Below are 17513 nucleotides of genomic sequence, written 5' to 3'. Positions count from 1 at the left end.
CTCCCTTCTGTCCGCTCGACTTGCATGTATTAGGCACGCCGCCAGCGTTCGTCCTGAGCCAGGATCAAACTCTCCGAAAAAGTACAAAACCGAAGTTTTGCTTTTCGCCAGTTTGACTGACTACCTATGATGTATCATAGGATTTTTTATAAAAACTCGAATTAACAGGTACGTTTTGTCTTGTTTAGTTTTCAAAGATCATCTTCGTTATCGCTCGTAAGCGACTTTAACATCTTAACATTTTGCTTTGGTTGAAGTCAAGAACTTTTTTCATTTTCTTTTTTCAACCTCGTTGCTGTTTTGCGGCAACGAATAATAATATACCATCTGGATTCTTTTCTTGCAATAGTTTTTTTGAAAAAAGTTTCATTTTATGAAAAATAAAAAGCGCCACAGATCAAATGGCGCTTTTGTTGATGTATTAACGGTTTCTCATTTGCGGGAAAAGCAGTACATCTCTGATTGATGGAGAATTTGTTAGCAGCATGATTAATCGGTCGATACCGATTCCTAGTCCACCTGTTGGCGGCATGCCATATTCTAAAGCTTCAACAAAATCGTCATCCATGAGATGCGCTTCGTCATTTCCTTCTTCACGTTCTTTTAATTGAGCTTCAAAACGTTCTCTTTGGTCGATTGGATCATTCAGCTCGGTGAATGCATTTGCATGCTCGCGGCGCACGATGAATAGCTCAAAGCGGTCCGTGAAGCGCGGGTCTTCAGGATTTTTCTTAGCTAATGGAGAAATCTCAACTGGGTGCCCGTAAATAAAAGTAGGCTGAACCAGTGTTTCTTCTACTTTTTGCTCGAAGAACTCATTGATAATATGACCTACTGTCATGTTTTTTGTGATTTCAACATCGTGATCAGCAGCATGCTGTTTTGCTTCTTCTACAGACATCTCCTGCCAGAAGTCTACACCTGTTGCTTCTTTGACTGCTTCAACCATATGGAGTCTCTTCCATTCAGGTTTTAGATCAATTTCATCTTCTCCATATTGAATTGTTGTTGTTCCCAGCACCTCTTGGGCAATATGAGCAATCAAGTTTTCCGTTAGGTTCATGATGTCTTTATAGTCTGCATATGCTTCATACAGCTCAATCATAGTAAATTCCGGGTTATGACGAGTTGAGACTCCTTCATTACGGAATACGCGACCAATCTCGTATACTTTCTCTAGACCACCGACAATTAGACGTTTTAAATGCAGCTCGATCGCAATACGCATATAAAGCGGCATATCAAGTGCATTGTGATGAGTAATGAAAGGACGAGCTGATGCACCACCAGGGATGCTATGCATTGTTGGTGTTTCAACTTCTAGGTATCCTTTTGAATCTAAGTATCTTCTCATTGATTGAATGATTTTGCTTCGCATGATGAACGTCTGCTTACTTTCTGGATTGACAATCAGGTCAAGGTAACGCTGACGATAGCGTTGTTCTACATCTTTTAGTCCGTGATATTTATCAGGGAGCGGGCGAAGTGCTTTTGTAAGAACCTCAAAGCTAGTCGCTTTAATTGAAAGTTCTCCTACATTCGTTTTAAATACGGTTCCCGTCACACCGATAATATCGCCTAGGTCCGAGCTTTTGAATAATTCGTAAGCTTCTTCTCCTACACTATCTTTACGTACATAGATTTGAATTTGTCCTTCTAAGTCTTGAATGTGTGCAAAGCCAGCTTTCCCTTTTCCGCGTTTTGTCATCATGCGGCCAGCAATTGTTACTTGAGCTGCTTTTTCTTCTAAGTCTTCTTTTGAAAACTCGTCATATTCAGCAATAATTTGTGCGGATTGATGAGAACGGTCATATCGTTCACCGAATGGATCGATACCCTCTTCTCTCATTTTATTCATTTTGTCACGTCTTACTTGGAATTGATCATTTAATTCTTCGTTATTAAGCCCTTCATTACTCATTTATATCACTCCAATAATGTATTTTGCAGAGAAAAGCAGAAAAACTGCCAGTACGTGCACTAGCAGTGAGCTACAAAAAGAAAGATAGTCTTATCCTACTTTTATTCTTTGAAGCTCTTTTGCCTCGGCTTCGATCGTAAAGTCATCTAGAACTTTTACAAGCTCCGCTCTCGTTTCACTTTGATTGATTTGGTTCCTTACATCTGCATTGCCTCGGACACCTTTTAAGTACCATGCTGCATGTTTTCTCATCTCTCTGACAGCCACATGCTCGCCTTTCAGGTCTATGAGTCTGTCTAAGTGAAGTTTGCACACAGACATTTTCTCACGCACATTAGGCTCTTCTTTTAGTTCACCCGTTTCTAAATAATGAACCGTCCGGTAAATCATCCACGGGTTTCCTAGTGCGGCTCTTCCGATCATGACAGCATCTGCACCTGTTTCATCAAGCATACGTTTTGCATCCTGAGGGGTTTTGACATCTCCATTGCCGATGACTGGAATGGAAACAGATTGTTTGACCTCTTTTATAATATCCCAATTCGCTGTTCCTTCGTACATCTGCACTCGTGTCCGTCCGTGAAGCGCAACCGCTTGGCCACCTGCTCGTTCAACAGCACGGGCATTTTCGATAGCGAAAATATGGTCTTCGTCCCAACCCATTCTCATTTTCACCGTAACAGGTTTATCTACAGCTTCTACGACTGCGGATACCATTTCGTAAATCTTGTTTGGATCCAGCAGCCATTTCGCTCCTGCGTCACATTTCGTGATCTTTGGTACAGGACATCCCATATTAATATCAATAATGTCCGCCGTTGTATTCTGGTCTACAAACTTGGCCGCTTCTACGAGCGTATCCTTTTCTCCCCCAAATATCTGAAGGCTCAACGGTTTTTCACGTTCATCAATGTACAGCATGCCCATCGTTCTGGCATTATTAATCAAGATCGCTTTGTCACTGACCATTTCAGCGCAGACTAAGCCTGCTCCAAACTCTTTCACCGTGAGTCTGAAAGCAGAGTTACACACACCAGCCATTGGTGCGAGCACTACTTTGTTTTTAATTTCGATATCTCCGATTTTAAACATCATGTCCCCTCCTTTCTTCTTCAAGAATTGGTGAAAGTTCTTCCACCGTTATATTTAAAGCATCTGCTATTTGACCAACCATTTGGTTTGTTGGTAATCGATTGCCTCGCTCAATTTCCCCTAAGACAGAGACAGAGATGCCCAGTCTTTTGGCGAACCCTTCCTGAGTATACCCTTTTAGCTTTCGGTATGCACGAATTCTTCTACCCCACATGTCTTTTTCCATATGCTTACACCTTCTTGGTCTGTTACGGCATTTATCTGGGCTTCGCCGATTTCTGGGCAAATCTCACTCATCGGAACAAGAACGAATAAACGTTCGTACATTCTAGGATGCGGCACTACAAGTTGTTCTGTTTCAATATTTTCACGATTATAAAGTAAAATGTCAAGGTCAGCTGTCCGTGGACCCCACCTGACTTCTCTTGTTCTGCCTAACTCCTGCTCAATGTTCTGAGTCAGTGATAGAAGTTCTTCAGGACGAAGCGAGGTGGAAATCTTCACAGCCATGTTCAAGAAGTCATCCTGATTCTCGTAGCCTACAGGTGTTGTCTCATATATAGATGAAATGGATTCAACTTGAACACCTGGATGTTCGTGAAGTTTTTTGACAGCTTCTTTTAAGTAGGTTTCCTTTTTTCCTATGTTTGAACCTAAAGCGATATATGCTGTATTGTTCATGCGCGTGATCTCGTCATTTCAATGGCAACGGACTGATAGTGTCCTGGAATTGGCGGATCTGGTTTGATTACTTTTACTGTACATTCTTGAACTGTCGGAAAGTCCTTTAACACTTGGTTTGCAATTCTTTCTGTCAGCGTTTCAACGAGGTTCACTGGGTTCCCTTCTACAATATTTTTGCAGATGTTGTAGAGCTCAGCATAGTTGATGGTCTCATTTAGGTCATCCGTTTGTCCTGCCTTACTTAAATCAAGTGAAGCTGTTAGGTCCACACGAAAGCGCTGGCCTAGTTTATTCTCTTCTGCAAATACACCGTGATAGCCGTAAAATTCCATTCCGTTTACATATACTTTATCGATGATAAGCGCCTCCTTTATTCAGCATGGCATCCATCATTTTTGCCATTCTTGCGATTTCTTTTACATCGTGCACTCGGACCATCGCGCTGCCCTTTTGAATCCCAAGACAGACCGTCGCACCCGTTCCTTCAGTACGTTCTTCAGGCGGCAGGTCTAAAACTGCACCGATGAATCGTTTGCGGGATGTTGCTAGAAGCAGCGGATATCCAAGGTGGCAAAAATGTTCAAGTTCATTCATGACCATGAGGTTGTCAGTTTTATTTTTCGCAAATCCTACACCAGGGTCTAATATAATCATGTCATCACGGACACCCGCTTGTTTTACAATTTGAACACTTTCTTTCAGATCTGCAATCATATCTGAAATCAGATGGGTGTACTTCCGCTCTGGTCGATTGTGCATTAAGATAATTGGCACGTTGTGCTTCGCTGCCACATGCGCCATTTGAGGATCAGCTTTCGCCCCCCATACATCATTAATGATTGAGGCTCCCGCTTTCACTGCCTCATCTGCGACATGGGCTTTATACGTATCAATAGAAATAGGTATGTCCAACTCTTTTGTGATCTTCTCAATGACAGGAATGACCCTTGAAAGCTCCTCTTGCTCTGAGACAAGTGCCGCCCCCGGCCGAGTCGATTCACCGCCAATATCAATAATATGCGCCCCATCTTCTATGAGCTGCGTTGCATGAGCCAACGCTTTATCAATTTGATTGAATTTTCCTCCATCTGAAAAAGAGTCCGGTGTGACATTTAAAATGCCCATGACCAATGTCTTTTCTTCATAACTAAGGGTATGGTGCTTGGCTTGTATGATTTTAGGCTGTTTTATCAATTGTTGTGTCATTGTGTCCACCTACTCTTTATGTTCTAGACGTTCTTTTGTATATTCTGTTCTCAACTTGGTCGAAATCGTTCGGTTGTGGTTTTGCAGGACGGTGTCTCCGATATTTTTAAAAGGCACAATTCCCTGAACCGAATTGGTCATCCACGCCTCATCAGCTGAGAGCAAGTGCGAGAGTGGATATCTTCCTTCTATTAGTGGGATCCCCGAAGCTTGCAGCGTTTCAATACAATATCGACGGGTAACCCCGTTTAAAATGCCGGTATCAAGTGAAGGTGTATAGATCACATCTTTTTTTCGCCAAAATAGATTTGACGTAATTCCTTCTGCCACATCGTCTTCTTTTGTTAAAAAGATCCCTTCTACAGACGGATCGTTCCCTACTTCTCTTTTCGCCAGCAGGTTGTTCATGTAATGATGCGACTTGAGCCGTCTTGGACCTTCCGGTGTGTTTCTTCTTGTATCAAGAATGATTCCCTGTTTTTCATCTACTATTGATTCTGGCCGGAATGGGGAGATCATCACAAAAACAACAGGCTCCTCATAAGGGTCTGCAGAAAATCCATTACCTCTGCCCGCAGAAACATTGAAGCGGATCCTCGCATAACCGTCCGTTATTTGGTTTTGATTGAATAATGTATGAATGATGTCGAGTACAAATGGTTTCTCTATTGTGGATTCGATGCAAAGGTCACGCAATGATTGATTGAGCCTTTCAAGATGCCAGTCTAACAAGAAGACTTGTCCTGCTAGAGAGGTAAATGTTTCGAATACACCGATGCCATATAGAAAACCATGATCAAAAGGAGAAAGAGTCGCGTCTTTCTCCTCTATATACTGACCGTTCAGGTAAATGATCATGCGTTTACTTCATTCCCCTTTTTACGATAGGTTTCAATGAAATTTCTGAGCATTTCTTTACCGAAGGATGTCATAATCGATTCTGGATGGAATTGAACACTTTCAATCGGAAGTTCTTTATGGCGAATGGCCATGAGTTCGCCTTCTTTTGTGCTCGCTGTTCTGACAAAGCACTCCGGCAGCGTCTCGTCTTTAACAATTAATGAATGATATCTCGTTGCGACGAGCGGATTTTGGAGTCCCGTGAAGACACCTTTGCCGTCATGTTCAATCTCTGATGTTTTCCCATGCATTAACCGCTCCGCACGAATGACATCTCCACCAAATACTTGTGCAATGGATTGATGACCTAAACAGACACCGAAGATCGGAATCTTCCCAGCAAAATGTTTGATCGCTTCCATACTAATTCCTGCTTCATCCGGACTGCAAGGTCCTGGAGAAATCATCAGAAAGTCTGGCTTGAGCTCTTCGATTTCTTGAATAGTGACTTGATCGTTTCGTTTTACAATCAGTTCTTCCCCAAGCTCACCTAAATACTGGACCAGGTTGTACGTAAATGAATCGTAATTATCAATCATTAATATCATACTCTGCTCACCTCTAACTCAAAATAGTCTCTTCTTTGCTCAACTGTAATGCTTTTTTCACTGCATAGGCTTTTTTAATTGATTCTTTGTATTCGTGCTTTGGTACAGAATCGATGACAATGCCTGCACCTGACTGCATGAAGGCTCTCCCTCCTGTACAATAAGCCGTACGAATGACGATATTAAAATGCATATCTTGATTGAATCCAAACCAGCCTATAGATCCAGTATAAAGCCCACGCCTTGTCGGCTCAAGCTCTTCTATGATTTCCATTGTTCTCACTTTTGGCGCACCTGTAATTGTGCCGCCTGGGAATACAGCTCTCATGACATCTACTGCATCACAATCATCACGCAGCTCCCCTTGGACATTTGATACAATGTGCATCACGTGTGAATATTTCTCAATGGCCATAAACTCGTTCACCTTGACTGAGCCATAAGTAGACACTCGTCCAAGATCATTCCGCTCAAGATCAACGAGCATCACATGTTCTGCGCGTTCTTTTTCATCTTCAATGAGTTCTTTTGCCAGCGCTTGATCTTCCGCATCATCCTTGCCTCTTGATCTTGTGCCAGCGATCGGTCTTGTTTCGAGCTGAATGCCTTTTTTCTTAATAAGCAGCTCTGGAGATCCACAGACAATTTGGAAATCTGGCGTGTGCAGATATGACATATATGGAGATGGATTCACGTGACGTAATGTTTTGTATAAATGATATGGGTGGGTATGAAGCTGTTCATCTTGTCTAATGGATAGGTTCACTTGGAACACGTCACCGCTGGCGATATATTGTTTAATCGTTTCTACAGCTTCCCCGAAAGCTTCTTCAGTAAAAGGTGCAGCAGGTACACATTCCGAAGAAGACACATTGACAGGTGAATGTGCTGATTCTTCTGATTTGCTTGTCCAGCTTTGCTTTAATTCTTCGAGTCTTTGATGAACTTCACTGACAGGTTCGTCTCCTTCTGTATGAGTCATCAGCCAGAGGACGTCTTCTTTATGATCAAAGACAGCGACATCATTGAATACGAGGAAATACAAGTCGGGCGTCTTCAAATCATCAATGGAAAGCATTTTAAAATGCTCGATATATCTCGCATAATCATAGCTTAAAAATCCAATCGCTCCACCTTGAAAGTCAGGATATTCGTCGCTCGTTTCGGTTTGAAGGGTTTGAAACCAATCAGCAAATGCCCTGAAAGGATCTCCCTCTTTGAAAAACACCTCACCCTGATAATGGATGGTGGTCATCCCGTCCTTCCCTTTCGCTTTAGCGATCGGATGAATGCCGGCAATACTGTATTCTCCGCCACGTGCACTTTCAAGAAGGACGTGATGTGATTCATGAGCCGTTAATTGTTCGTATCGTTTCAAGAATGCATCTTTCGTAAAAGGAATTTTGATGCCCATCGGCCTACGTTGTGTCATGTTATCATCCTTTTTCATTTTCATTAATCTTATTGTAATGCAATCCAATTTATTTAGAAAATAGTATTTGCTTTCCATCTTCAGAATTCATGAAAAAACCCCAGCAAATGCTGGGGTGTATTGTTTAATCAAATTGATAAAGCGGCGTACTAAGGTATCGTTCACCGTTACTTGGAATAATCGCTAGAACCTTTTTCCCTTTACCAAGCTTCTTCGCTGTTTGTAGCGCTGCATAAATGGCTGCTCCTGAAGATATACCACCAAGGATTCCTTCTTCTTTCGCTGCCTTTCTTGCAAGTTCAAATGCATCTTCGTTTTTCACTTGGATAATGCCGTCATATACTTCTGTGTTCAAGATAGATGGAACAAACCCTGCTCCGATGCCTTGAATTTTATGCGGACCTGGTTTCCCGCCTGATAGTACAGGAGAATCTGTTGGTTCTACCGCATAAAGCTGAATAGATGGGATGGCTTCTTTCAGGACTTCACCAGCACCTGTAATCGTACCGCCCGTACCAACTCCTGCAATAAATGCATCAAGGTCGCCGTCAAACTGTTCAAGAATCTCTTTCCCTGTTGTGCGGCGGTGAATCTCAGCATTGGCTTCATTGCTGAACTGCTGAGGCATGAAGTATCCGTGCTCTTCTGCTAATTCTTCTGCTTTTTTGATGGCACCTTTCATTCCTTCTGCACCCGGTGTTAATACAAGCTCTGCACCGTAAGCGCGTAAAAGGTTGCGGCGCTCCTGACTCATTGTATCCGGCATAACTAAAATCGCATTGATTCCTTTTGCAGCCGCGACCATCGCAAGACCGATTCCTGTGTTTCCACTTGTTGGCTCAATGAGTGTGTCACCAGCTTTTAATGTACCTTTTGCTTCAGCATCTTCGATCATCGCTAACGCAATACGATCTTTTACACTGCTGCCTGGGTTCATATATTCAAGTTTCAAGTAGACATCCGCACTGTCTTCATCTACTAAACGGTTTAATTTAACGACTGGTGTATTTCCTATTAGTTCAAAAACTGAATTTGCAATACGAGCCATCACTAACACCTCTATCTCCGAGTAATTTTATTGTATTAATATTAAATTATCAATTTCGAAAAATTTTGTCAATGCTTTTAGTCCTGCTCTCCATCGTAAAACCATGTGACTTTTGCTTCTTTCCACAGGGTTTTGACATTCGCCTTTTCACCCAGATCTTCCATGGCGATCTGCCTTTTGATCTGATCTTTGACTTCTTCATAAGAGAAGGAGCGGCCATTTAATTTTTCTTTTAATTGTATGATGGCATAACCATTTTTGATCTCGATCGGCTCTTTCGTCCATTCATCTGGCTGAAGCTTTTGGGCTTCTTGTATGTATAGGGCTGGGATGCTTTCTTGTTCTTCTGTGACAAATCCAAGATCTCCGCCGTAAGGAGAGGTATATCGATCGGTGGATCGTTCAGCTGCTACAGCTTCGAAACTAGATCCGCCCTTTAAATCTTTTAATACACTTTGTGCCTCGTCTTTTGTTTTCACAACAATGTGTCGAATTCGGTATGAGTCATCATATTGATACAAGTCTTTGTTTTTTTCATAAAAGGATTTGGCTTCTTTTTCAGAAACGACCGCATCTCTCGTTAGAAGCTGTTCCAATAAAATTTGATAACGAATCTGCTCTTTCCATTCCTTTTCACTTGTATGACCGTCTTCGTAGAAATTATTAGATACCGCTTTCAGCATCAGCAGCTCACGATTGATCTCTTTTGAAGATACCTCCAGCTTGTTTTCTTTCGCAAGCTGATTGACTACCTTCTGATTGATCATTTGTTCAAGTGTTGCCTTTCCGTAGCGGTCTTCCATTTTCTTTAACCATTCTTGACGTGTGACTTTCTCTTTCCCAATAGAAGCAATTTCTTCACCGCTCTTCCCATTTGAAGAAGCTTGCGACATTTGTGACTTTGTTAATACATATGCAATGACAACGGCATTAATCATGAGCAGAACGAGGATAAATGTCCATACCACTCTTGCTTTCAGTCTCATCTTTCGTCTCCTTTCCATTCTAAAAAGAAAACCCGCTGCTTAGAGCTTAGCGGGTTATTTCTTCACGTAGCTCTTCTAGCTCTTCTTTTGTAAATACATACGTTTCGTTACAAAAATGGCATTGAGCTTCTGCTTGTCCGTCTTGTTCAATCATATCCTCAATTTCGGCTTTCCCTAGGCTGATAATACCGTTGGCAAACCGTTCTTTTGAGCAGTTACAAGAAAATTCGACAGGTACAGTTTCTAAAATTTGAGGTTTTTCACCGAGCACTTCTTCTAAAATTTCTTCAGGAGTCATCCCTTTTTCAATCAGTTTAGAGATCGGTTCAATGGTTGATAATCTCTTTTCGAGTCTTTCGATGACTGCATCTTCTGTTCCAGGCAGCAATTGAATGATGAAACCGCCTGCTGCAAGGATCGAGTTATCTGGATTGACAAGAACACCCACACCTACAGAGGATGGCACTTGTTCAGAGGAGACCAGGTAATAAGTAAAGTCATCTCCAATTTCACCTGAGACAATTTCCGTTTGCCCTGTAAAGTGGTCTTTCAGTCCGATATCTTTGACAACACTTAACGTTCCAGATGTGCCAACAGCACGTCTAACGTCCAGCTTCCCATGTTCATTTAAATCAAAGTGAACTTGTGGGTTTGAGACATATCCGCGCACCTGACCTTTTGCGTTTCCATCTGCAATGATGGCTCCAATCGGCCCACCGCCTTCAATTTTGACAGTTAATTTATTCTCGCCTTTCAGCATGGCTCCCATCATGACAGTCGCTGTCATGGTTCTGCCGATTGCAGCTGAAGCAGTTGGCCACGTATGGTGTCTTCTCTGCGCTTCGTTGATTGTATCTGTTGTGTTCGCAGCATACGCACGGACTTTCCCGTCATATGCTAACGCTTTAACTAAATAATCCATTTTGATTAAACCCTCCTATAATACACCGACACGATTGCGTTCATAAATTAATTGGAGTCCTTTTAATGTGAGGAACGGATCGACAATATCAATACAGTCTGATTCATTTCCAATCAATGTAGACAAACCGCCTGTTGCAATGACTTTCGGTGTTTGTTTGGCTTGCTGCTTCATCCGTTTCACTATTCCCTCGACTTGACCAACATATCCATACAGGATACCTGATTGCATCGCACTGATCGTGTTTTTCCCTACGATATGATCTGGACGAACAATTTCAATCCTTGGCAGCTTAGCCGCTCTTGTATATAAAGCCTCTGTTGAGATGGTAATACCCGGTGCAATTGCGCCACCCATGTATTGTTTTTGTTCATTGATATAGCAGTAGGTTGTGGCTGTTCCAAAGTCTACCACAATGAGAGGTGCCCCATACAGGTGAATGGCCGCCACTGCGTTCACAATTCGATCAGCGCCGACTTCCTTTGGATTGTCACACATAATGTTTAATCCAGTCTTCATGCCAGGCCCAACGATTTGAGGAGTAATGTGAAAATACTTTTCGCACATTCTTTCCAGAGCAAACATCATTGGCGGGACAACAGAAGAAATGATAATCCCTTCTATCTGGTCAAACATCAGCCCTACATAGTCAAATAAGGATCGGATTGCCATACCAAATTCATCTTCTGTTTTATGACGGCTTGTTTCAATCCGCCAATGGTAGTTCAAATCGCCATTATGATAAACACCTAAAACGGTATTTGTGTTTCCTACATCTATCACGAGTAACAACTTCATCACCACTTTGAATAGTGTCTCAAAAAGAGCATTTTTCGACTTTCTATCATACCATACACGAATTGAGTTCCATTTGTAAACAATTCGAAACCGATCCATTCATGAATCGAAATAAAAAAAGCTGCCGGTGAGCCCGACAGCTTTTTATAGAAGGAGATTAAATCTCCTCGTCTTCTTCTTTTTTCTTGATGTTCACTTTCACATCATCGTTTTTCTCTTCGTCATCTGCGTATACACGCTCTGGAAGCTTTCCAGTATCGTAAAGAGATTTAATTTGTTCAGCATCTAATGTTTCCACTTCTAGAAGAGCTTGTGCGATGATTTCTAGCTTATCTTTATTCTCAGTGAGAATTTGTTTCGCACGTTCGTAGCTTTCTTTGATGAAGCGCTGAACTTCTTGGTCAATTTCATAAGCGATCGCTTCACTATAATTCGGCTCGTTGTTGAAATCACGGCCAAGGAATACTTGACCTCCTTGTGCTTGACCGAATTGTAGAGGACCAAGTTTATCAGACATACCGAACTCTGTGACCATTCTTCTTGCAATGCCTGTTGCACGCTGGAAGTCGTTGTGAGCGCCTGTACTTACTTCACCAAACGTAATTTCCTCTGCAACACGACCGCCGAGCAAGCCGACGATTTTATCAAGAAGCTCTGGCTTCGTTTGGAAATAACGGTCTTCTCTTGGAAGCATGACCGCATATCCGCCTGCCTGACCACGAGGAACGATCGTTACTTTATGCACCATGTCAGCTTCGTCAAGGACAAGTCCAATGACGGTATGACCTGCTTCGTGGTACGCCACGATATTGCGTTCTTTCTTAGAAATGACACGGCTTTTCTTAGCCGGTCCAGCAATGACACGGTCAGTTGCTTCGTCGATATCACGCATATCAATTTTCTTTTTGTTTTGACGGGCAGCAACAAGTGCTGCTTCGTTTAGTAAGTTCTCAAGATCTGCCCCTGAGAAACCTGGTGTTCTGCTTGCAATGGCTTTCAGGTTGACTGTATCATCAAGCGGTTTGTTTTTCGCATGAACCTTCAGTACTTCTTCACGGCCAATGACATCTGGGCGGTCAACCGTAATTTGACGGTCAAAACGTCCCGGACGCAGCAATGCAGGATCTAGGATATCTGCACGGTTCGTTGCAGCAATGATAATAATCCCTTCGTTGGCACTAAAACCATCCATTTCAACAAGAAGCTGGTTAAGCGTTTGTTCACGCTCATCATGACCACCGCCAAGACCTGCTCCACGCTGACGACCCACTGCATCAATCTCATCAATAAAGATTAAGCAAGGTGCATTCTTTTTCGCATTTTCAAACAAATCACGTACACGTGATGCACCGACACCGACGAACATCTCGACGAAGTCAGAACCACTGATGCTGAAGAAAGGAACGCCTGCTTCTCCTGCAGATGCTCTCGCAAGCAATGTTTTACCTGTACCTGGAGGTCCTACTAGTAAAACCCCTTTAGGGATTCTTGCGCCAAGCTCCGCAAATTTACGTGGATCTTTTAAGAATTCAACCACTTCTACGAGCTCTTGTTTTTCTTCATCCGCACCGGCAACATCTTTAAATTTCACACGTTTCTTCTCTTCTGTGTAAAGCTTCGCCTTACTCTTACCAAAGTTCATGACACGGCTTCCACCGCCTTGAGCTTGGTTCAATAAGAAGAAGAACAGGATAAAGATGATGATGAATGGAATGATGGTTGTCAGAACTTGCAGCCATCCATTTGTTTCAGGTGCTGGTTCTACTTTTACATCTGTATTCTTCAGTGCACTGTAAATTTGGTCAACTCCTTGACCGTCTGGAACGTGGGTAATGAAGTATTCATCTTTCTTCGCGCCATCTAATTGACCACGAATTTCATAAACCCCTCTTACAGGCTGGATGGAGATACTCTCCACTTTTCCCGCACTTAAATTTTGCGAAAATTTGCTGTAAGACATGTTCTCAGGCTTTTGATTAGGGGATCCTAACCAACTGACAACCCCTATCACAAGTAATAAAATAAGTATATAAAAAATCGTATTACGAAAAACCCGATTCATTCCTTACCTCCTCCCACAGTAAGCACAACTATGTTCAATAGTATCATAGAAAATCATTCCAACACAACCAATAACCTCATGTAAACGTGTGCTCATTAGCCTTCGTAAACAGATGGTTTTAACACTCCAATATACGGGAGGTTTCGGTAACGTTCGGCAAAATCCAATCCATAGCCAACAACAAATGCATCTGGTACTTCAAACCCAACATAATCTGCTTTGATGTCTGCTTTGCGGCCGCTTGGTTTATCAAGCAATGTCACAATTTTAATGGAGTTTGCTTTACGGTATCGGAAAAGCTCTACCAGATAACTCAAAGTTAACCCACTGTCGATGATATCTTCCATAATTAGAATATCTCTTCCTTCAACAGAAGTATCTAGATCTTTGATGATCTTCACTTCTCCAGAAGATACGGTAGACTTTCCGTAGCTAGATACATCCATAAAATCAAGCTCTAAATATGTATCAATGTGTTTGATCAGGTCTGCCATGAATGGAAGAGCCCCTTTCAAAACACCAATAGCCAGGGGAAATTTACCATCATAATCGCTGGTTAATGTTGCACCCAGTTCCTTCACTTTTAGCTGGATCTCTTCTTCTGAGATCAAAATCTTTTCAATATCTTGTTTCATGCTTTTGCTTGCCCCCTACAAATTTTCGTGCTGTCTATATTGTAATACAATGAGATCGCTGTTTGTCATATCAATTTCTTCAAAAACGGATTTTTTCAGACCTGGGATCCAGATGATTTGATGATCCGAGTCAGTGACGATCGGCCAGCTGTCTCTTTCTGCAAGAGGCACTTTTTTATCAATAAATATATCTTTCACCTTTTTTGATCCATTCATCCCTTTTAGTTTGATTCGATCACCGTTTTTTCGTGAGCGAATGATCAAAGGAAGACGAACATGATCTTTTTGAAGCAAGAAAAAATGGTTTCCGTTCCGTGCATCCTTCGGAACATGATTTGATACCAAGATAGACTGTCCATTCGGGAGAAAAAGTTCCTCGCCAAGCTCACCTTTTAAATGATGAGTATATGACTGATCTATGACAAGCGATCGTTCAAAGGTAAACATACAGTGATCATAAGATTTGACAGCTTGTAAACCTTTTGGCAAATCTAATGATCCAGACGGTTGATCAGTATGAGATAACCAGTCCAAAGTCCCTAGAATATGCTGGTTTGAAAACGCTGATTGAGTGTTTTCATAAAGATAGTTTAATATTAGTTGAATGCCTCTTCTTTGTAAAGGCAAAGGCAGGTCAAGCAAAGGCTTCGTTTTGATCTCAATTTGCTTAGGCGTTTGATTCGTAATGACTTGATGCATTTGATCCTTTGTTAATGCCTGCAAGTACTGCTCATCCTCAGTCAGCATGTCACTTACAAACTGAAAGCTTTCATGCACATGAGGTGCCTCTTCTTTTAACACGGGAAGAACGTGTCTTCTGATCCGGTTTCTCAAGTAGTCATCGGTGTGATTGCTTTGATCAATGACATAAGGAACTTGTTCTTTTTCGCAAGAAGTGAGTACATCATCCTTAGAATATCCAATCAGCGGACGAATCAGCCACCCTTCTTGAAAAGGGCGCTTTGCTTGCATACCTGCGAGTCCTATTCCAACAGTCCCTCTTGTCAGCCTCATCACCATTGTTTCTACTTGATCGTCTCCATGATGTGCAAGCGCTATAAATTGAGCGTTGTACTGTTCCATCAATTGACGAAAGAAAGCATATCTGCACTCTCTTGCAGCTGCCTGTTTGTTTAAGCGGTTTTCTTTTGCATATTGGGTGACCTGTATACGAGCCGATTCAAAAAGGATCTCATGCTCTTTACAGTACGCTTCAACAAATGCCAAATCAGCAAAGGATTCTTCTCCTCTGAACATGTGATCTACATGGGCTGCAATCAGCTGAAAGGAACCTTTTCGACGTTTGTTTAGTTCATGCAGCAAGAGCATAGAATCTGGTCCGCCAGAAACCCCGACAATGACTGTCGTATTTTCAAGGAAAACATCATGTTTTTTCAAAAAAGATTCAATTCTATTCACAACTTCCTCCTCACAAAGAGCAGGTAATTTAAAGATATACATATCCTATCACTTTCATTAGCTCCAAGCAAAGAAGAAGCCTGCTTTTTTACAGCTCTATAATAGGAATAAAACCACATAAGCACAGTAAAGAGCGAGCACACTGCATAAGATGAGAATGGTTTCAAAAAGACCGCCTGATTTTTTGCGTACTGATGTTCTTTTCGCAGCAGCAACTCTTGATCGTGAAGGTGCGGCCTGTTGATGTTGGGGAACAGCTGGCTTTTGCCTATTTTGCTGTGATGGCTTCTTTTGTTGTGATTTTCTTGAAGCAAGCAATTGTCCTTCTTTCAGCATCGCGCTTTTCATGTCTGCCGCTGATTGATATTTGCCTTGGAGAGCCGCTTTTAACACCCTCTCATATCGCTTTAATAAAGGATGTCCTTCAATCGCCCGATAAAGCTGCTTTTCTGGTTCTGCCCCTTTTTTAAATTCTTTTTTATAGGCACAGTTCACCATGACCATACTTAAAGCAAATAGATCATAAGAAGGTTCTGCTTTTCTTGTACCGAAGCCCCAGTAGCCGCGGTCAAAAAACTCGGTGTATTCCTTAATCGCCCTTCCCGCCTTCGTTGTTCCTCCAACATCAATACATCGAATCGTAGCTGGGGGGCCTGAAACGATGAGATTATCAGGCTTCAAGTCACCGAAGATCCAGCCTTCCTTATGTAAGTGAGCAAGGTTAGACAACAGTTGAATCATGAGAACGACGATCCATTCATCGCCTTTTTGTTTCACAAATTCAAGCAGCAATGGTCCTCTGACATACTCCATGACATAAAACGACCGTTTCTCTGACATACCAGGATAAAGAGCATCATCCATATCATAAAAAGAAGGCCCCATGGTTTTCACAGGAGCCTTTGAAAAGGATTTTAATACATTGACTTCAGATGCAATGAGCATACTGTCATCACTCACTTTAAGGGCCACTTGCCCCTTTGGCGATTCGGCCAGATAGACCACACCGTTCGCCCCTTTTCCCAGCTCTTTTACAATGCGGTAATGTTGGTGATGCCACTTTCCTTTTATCATTGTACCTAATGGGATGTTAGAAGCCGAATTCATCATGTTCTTCCTTCGCTTCAAGCAGCCCTTTTCGTGAACGAACTGATTTGAAATGCTGGAGTGCTTCTCGAATTGCTGGTCCTGTCGGTGTAATTCCTCCTGTTGTCAGCTTCGGGAAAATCGATGATAACGAATCGAACCGTGGCGTCCAGTTCAACACAATTTCTGCATCTGAGTTTTTCCCGGGAAATACACACATCCCAAACTGATTTTCACCAATTCTCGAATTTAGACTAATAGAGAGATCGATGAGTGCTTCTTTGACCGTTGGCAGCTTCGGTTTCATACTTGCACTCGTATCCACAAGCACAAGCACTTGAAGATGAACCGTCTCACCGAGCTCGTCCACAACCTCCATCACTTCTCCACGCTTATCTGGGGGAAGTTCTTCAATTTCAGTATCTTTGCCAAGAATTTGCTGCAATTCTTTATTCACAACACCTTGTAACGTTTGCGTCATCGCCTTTTTTGTCACCATTTGTACGGTTTGAGACAATTGCTGAACGTAGACAACCTGATGAATGCCTCCGCCTGCTAGAGCAATCCCCTCTACTTCTTTCATCGCTTCATGATCGTGTCTGTTCTCTTCCATAATGCCAATGACATTGACTGTGATCCCTTGCTCCTTTGCCAATGCGGCAATCGCAAGTGGGTCTTCCCCATGATTTGAGCAGCCATCTGTAATCAGTAAGATTTGGTTTACGTGACCTTTTCGCATCTTCATTCCTCCTGGGATTGTAACTGAATGCTTAT

General features: G+C 42.2%; 17 protein-coding genes, 1 rRNA gene and 1 pseudogene. All 19 read right to left on the bottom strand.

Going from position 1 to position 17513, the window contains the following annotated elements; all coding sequences use genetic code 11:
- Positions 1 to 80, bottom strand: a 16S ribosomal RNA gene (locus ACRRMM_RS18890); the annotation flags it as partial.
- Positions 81 to 421: 341 nt separating this feature from the next.
- Positions 422 to 1921, bottom strand: coding sequence for a lysine--tRNA ligase (gene lysS / locus ACRRMM_RS18885; protein ID WP_057078729.1), 1500 nt, complete (start codon positions 1919 to 1921; stop codon positions 422 to 424).
- Positions 1922 to 2011: 90 nt separating this feature from the next.
- On the bottom strand, positions 2012 to 3013 hold the full coding sequence (dusB, locus tag ACRRMM_RS18880) for a tRNA dihydrouridine synthase DusB (protein WP_035704043.1): 1002 nt from the start codon (positions 3011 to 3013) through the stop codon (positions 2012 to 2014).
- Positions 3006 to 3239: a helix-turn-helix domain-containing protein gene (locus ACRRMM_RS18875; protein WP_008341798.1), complete on the bottom strand. Its 234-nt coding sequence runs from the start codon at positions 3237 to 3239 to the stop codon at positions 3006 to 3008. Before ACRRMM_RS18875 ends, dusB begins: the two co-directional genes overlap by 8 nt.
- Positions 3191 to 3694, bottom strand: coding sequence for a 2-amino-4-hydroxy-6-hydroxymethyldihydropteridine diphosphokinase (gene folK / locus ACRRMM_RS18870; RefSeq protein WP_007496156.1), 504 nt, complete (start codon positions 3692 to 3694; stop codon positions 3191 to 3193). The genes ACRRMM_RS18875 and folK overlap by 49 nt, the downstream gene beginning before the upstream one ends.
- A complete protein-coding gene (gene folB, locus ACRRMM_RS18865) occupies positions 3691 to 4053 on the bottom strand; it encodes a dihydroneopterin aldolase (RefSeq protein WP_216099589.1) in 363 nt (120 codons plus the stop codon). The genes folK and folB overlap by 4 nt, the downstream gene beginning before the upstream one ends.
- Positions 4046 to 4903, bottom strand: coding sequence for a dihydropteroate synthase (gene folP / locus ACRRMM_RS18860; RefSeq protein ID WP_341019054.1), 858 nt, complete (start codon positions 4901 to 4903; stop codon positions 4046 to 4048). The genes folB and folP overlap by 8 nt, the downstream gene beginning before the upstream one ends.
- Positions 4904 to 4912: 9 nt before the next feature.
- Positions 4913 to 5761 (bottom strand): aminodeoxychorismate lyase, encoded by an 849-nt coding sequence (gene pabC, locus ACRRMM_RS18855; protein WP_024719370.1) that lies wholly within the window; start codon positions 5759 to 5761, stop codon positions 4913 to 4915.
- Positions 5758 to 6351 carry an aminodeoxychorismate/anthranilate synthase component II gene (gene pabA / locus ACRRMM_RS18850; RefSeq protein ID WP_008341810.1) on the bottom strand — a complete coding sequence of 198 codons (594 nt, stop codon included), beginning with the start codon at positions 6349 to 6351 and terminating at the stop codon, positions 5758 to 5760. Before pabA ends, pabC begins: the two co-directional genes overlap by 4 nt.
- Positions 6352 to 6364: 13 nt before the next feature.
- Positions 6365 to 7783 carry an anthranilate synthase component I family protein gene (locus ACRRMM_RS18845; protein WP_428828734.1) on the bottom strand — a complete coding sequence of 473 codons (1419 nt, stop codon included), beginning with the start codon at positions 7781 to 7783 and terminating at the stop codon, positions 6365 to 6367.
- 124 nt (positions 7784 to 7907) lie between these two features.
- Entirely contained in the window at positions 7908 to 8831 is a 924-nt protein-coding gene (gene cysK, locus ACRRMM_RS18840; protein WP_008341814.1) for a cysteine synthase A, read from the bottom strand.
- Between the two features lie 77 nt (positions 8832 to 8908).
- On the bottom strand, positions 8909 to 9811 hold the full coding sequence (locus tag ACRRMM_RS18835) for a peptidyl-prolyl cis-trans isomerase (RefSeq protein ID WP_025206605.1): 903 nt from the start codon (positions 9809 to 9811) through the stop codon (positions 8909 to 8911).
- Between the two features lie 52 nt (positions 9812 to 9863).
- A complete protein-coding gene (gene hslO / locus ACRRMM_RS18830; protein ID WP_007496169.1) occupies positions 9864 to 10739 on the bottom strand; it encodes an Hsp33 family molecular chaperone HslO in 876 nt (291 codons plus the stop codon).
- Between the two features lie 15 nt (positions 10740 to 10754).
- Entirely contained in the window at positions 10755 to 11531 is a 777-nt protein-coding gene (locus tag ACRRMM_RS18825) for a type III pantothenate kinase (protein ID WP_008341820.1), read from the bottom strand.
- Between the two features lie 163 nt (positions 11532 to 11694).
- Positions 11695 to 13599 (bottom strand): ATP-dependent zinc metalloprotease FtsH, encoded by a 1905-nt coding sequence (ftsH, locus tag ACRRMM_RS18820; RefSeq protein ID WP_007496173.1) that lies wholly within the window; start codon positions 13597 to 13599, stop codon positions 11695 to 11697.
- A gap of 95 nt (positions 13600 to 13694) precedes the next feature.
- Positions 13695 to 14234, bottom strand: coding sequence for a hypoxanthine phosphoribosyltransferase (hpt, locus tag ACRRMM_RS18815; RefSeq protein ID WP_007496175.1), 540 nt, complete (start codon positions 14232 to 14234; stop codon positions 13695 to 13697).
- A pseudogene (gene tilS / locus ACRRMM_RS18810) lies at positions 14231 to 15653 on the bottom strand (tRNA lysidine(34) synthetase TilS). The gene hpt and the pseudogene tilS overlap by 4 nt, the downstream one beginning before the upstream one ends.
- Positions 15654 to 15749: 96 nt before the next feature.
- Positions 15750 to 16760 carry a protein kinase domain-containing protein gene (locus ACRRMM_RS18805; protein ID WP_270110036.1) on the bottom strand — a complete coding sequence of 337 codons (1011 nt, stop codon included), beginning with the start codon at positions 16758 to 16760 and terminating at the stop codon, positions 15750 to 15752.
- Positions 16744 to 17478: a vWA domain-containing protein gene (locus ACRRMM_RS18800; RefSeq protein ID WP_008341829.1), complete on the bottom strand. Its 735-nt coding sequence runs from the start codon at positions 17476 to 17478 to the stop codon at positions 16744 to 16746. The genes ACRRMM_RS18805 and ACRRMM_RS18800 overlap by 17 nt, the downstream gene beginning before the upstream one ends.
- Positions 17479 to 17513: the final 35 nt, after the last annotated feature.

The organism is Bacillus sp. XT-4 (genome assembly GCF_050864245.1).
Taxonomy (GTDB): domain Bacteria; phylum Bacillota; class Bacilli; order Bacillales; family Bacillaceae; genus Bacillus; species Bacillus altitudinis.
The sequence above is the reverse complement of the archived record's forward strand: the minus strand, read 5'-3'. Positions and strand labels throughout refer to the sequence as shown.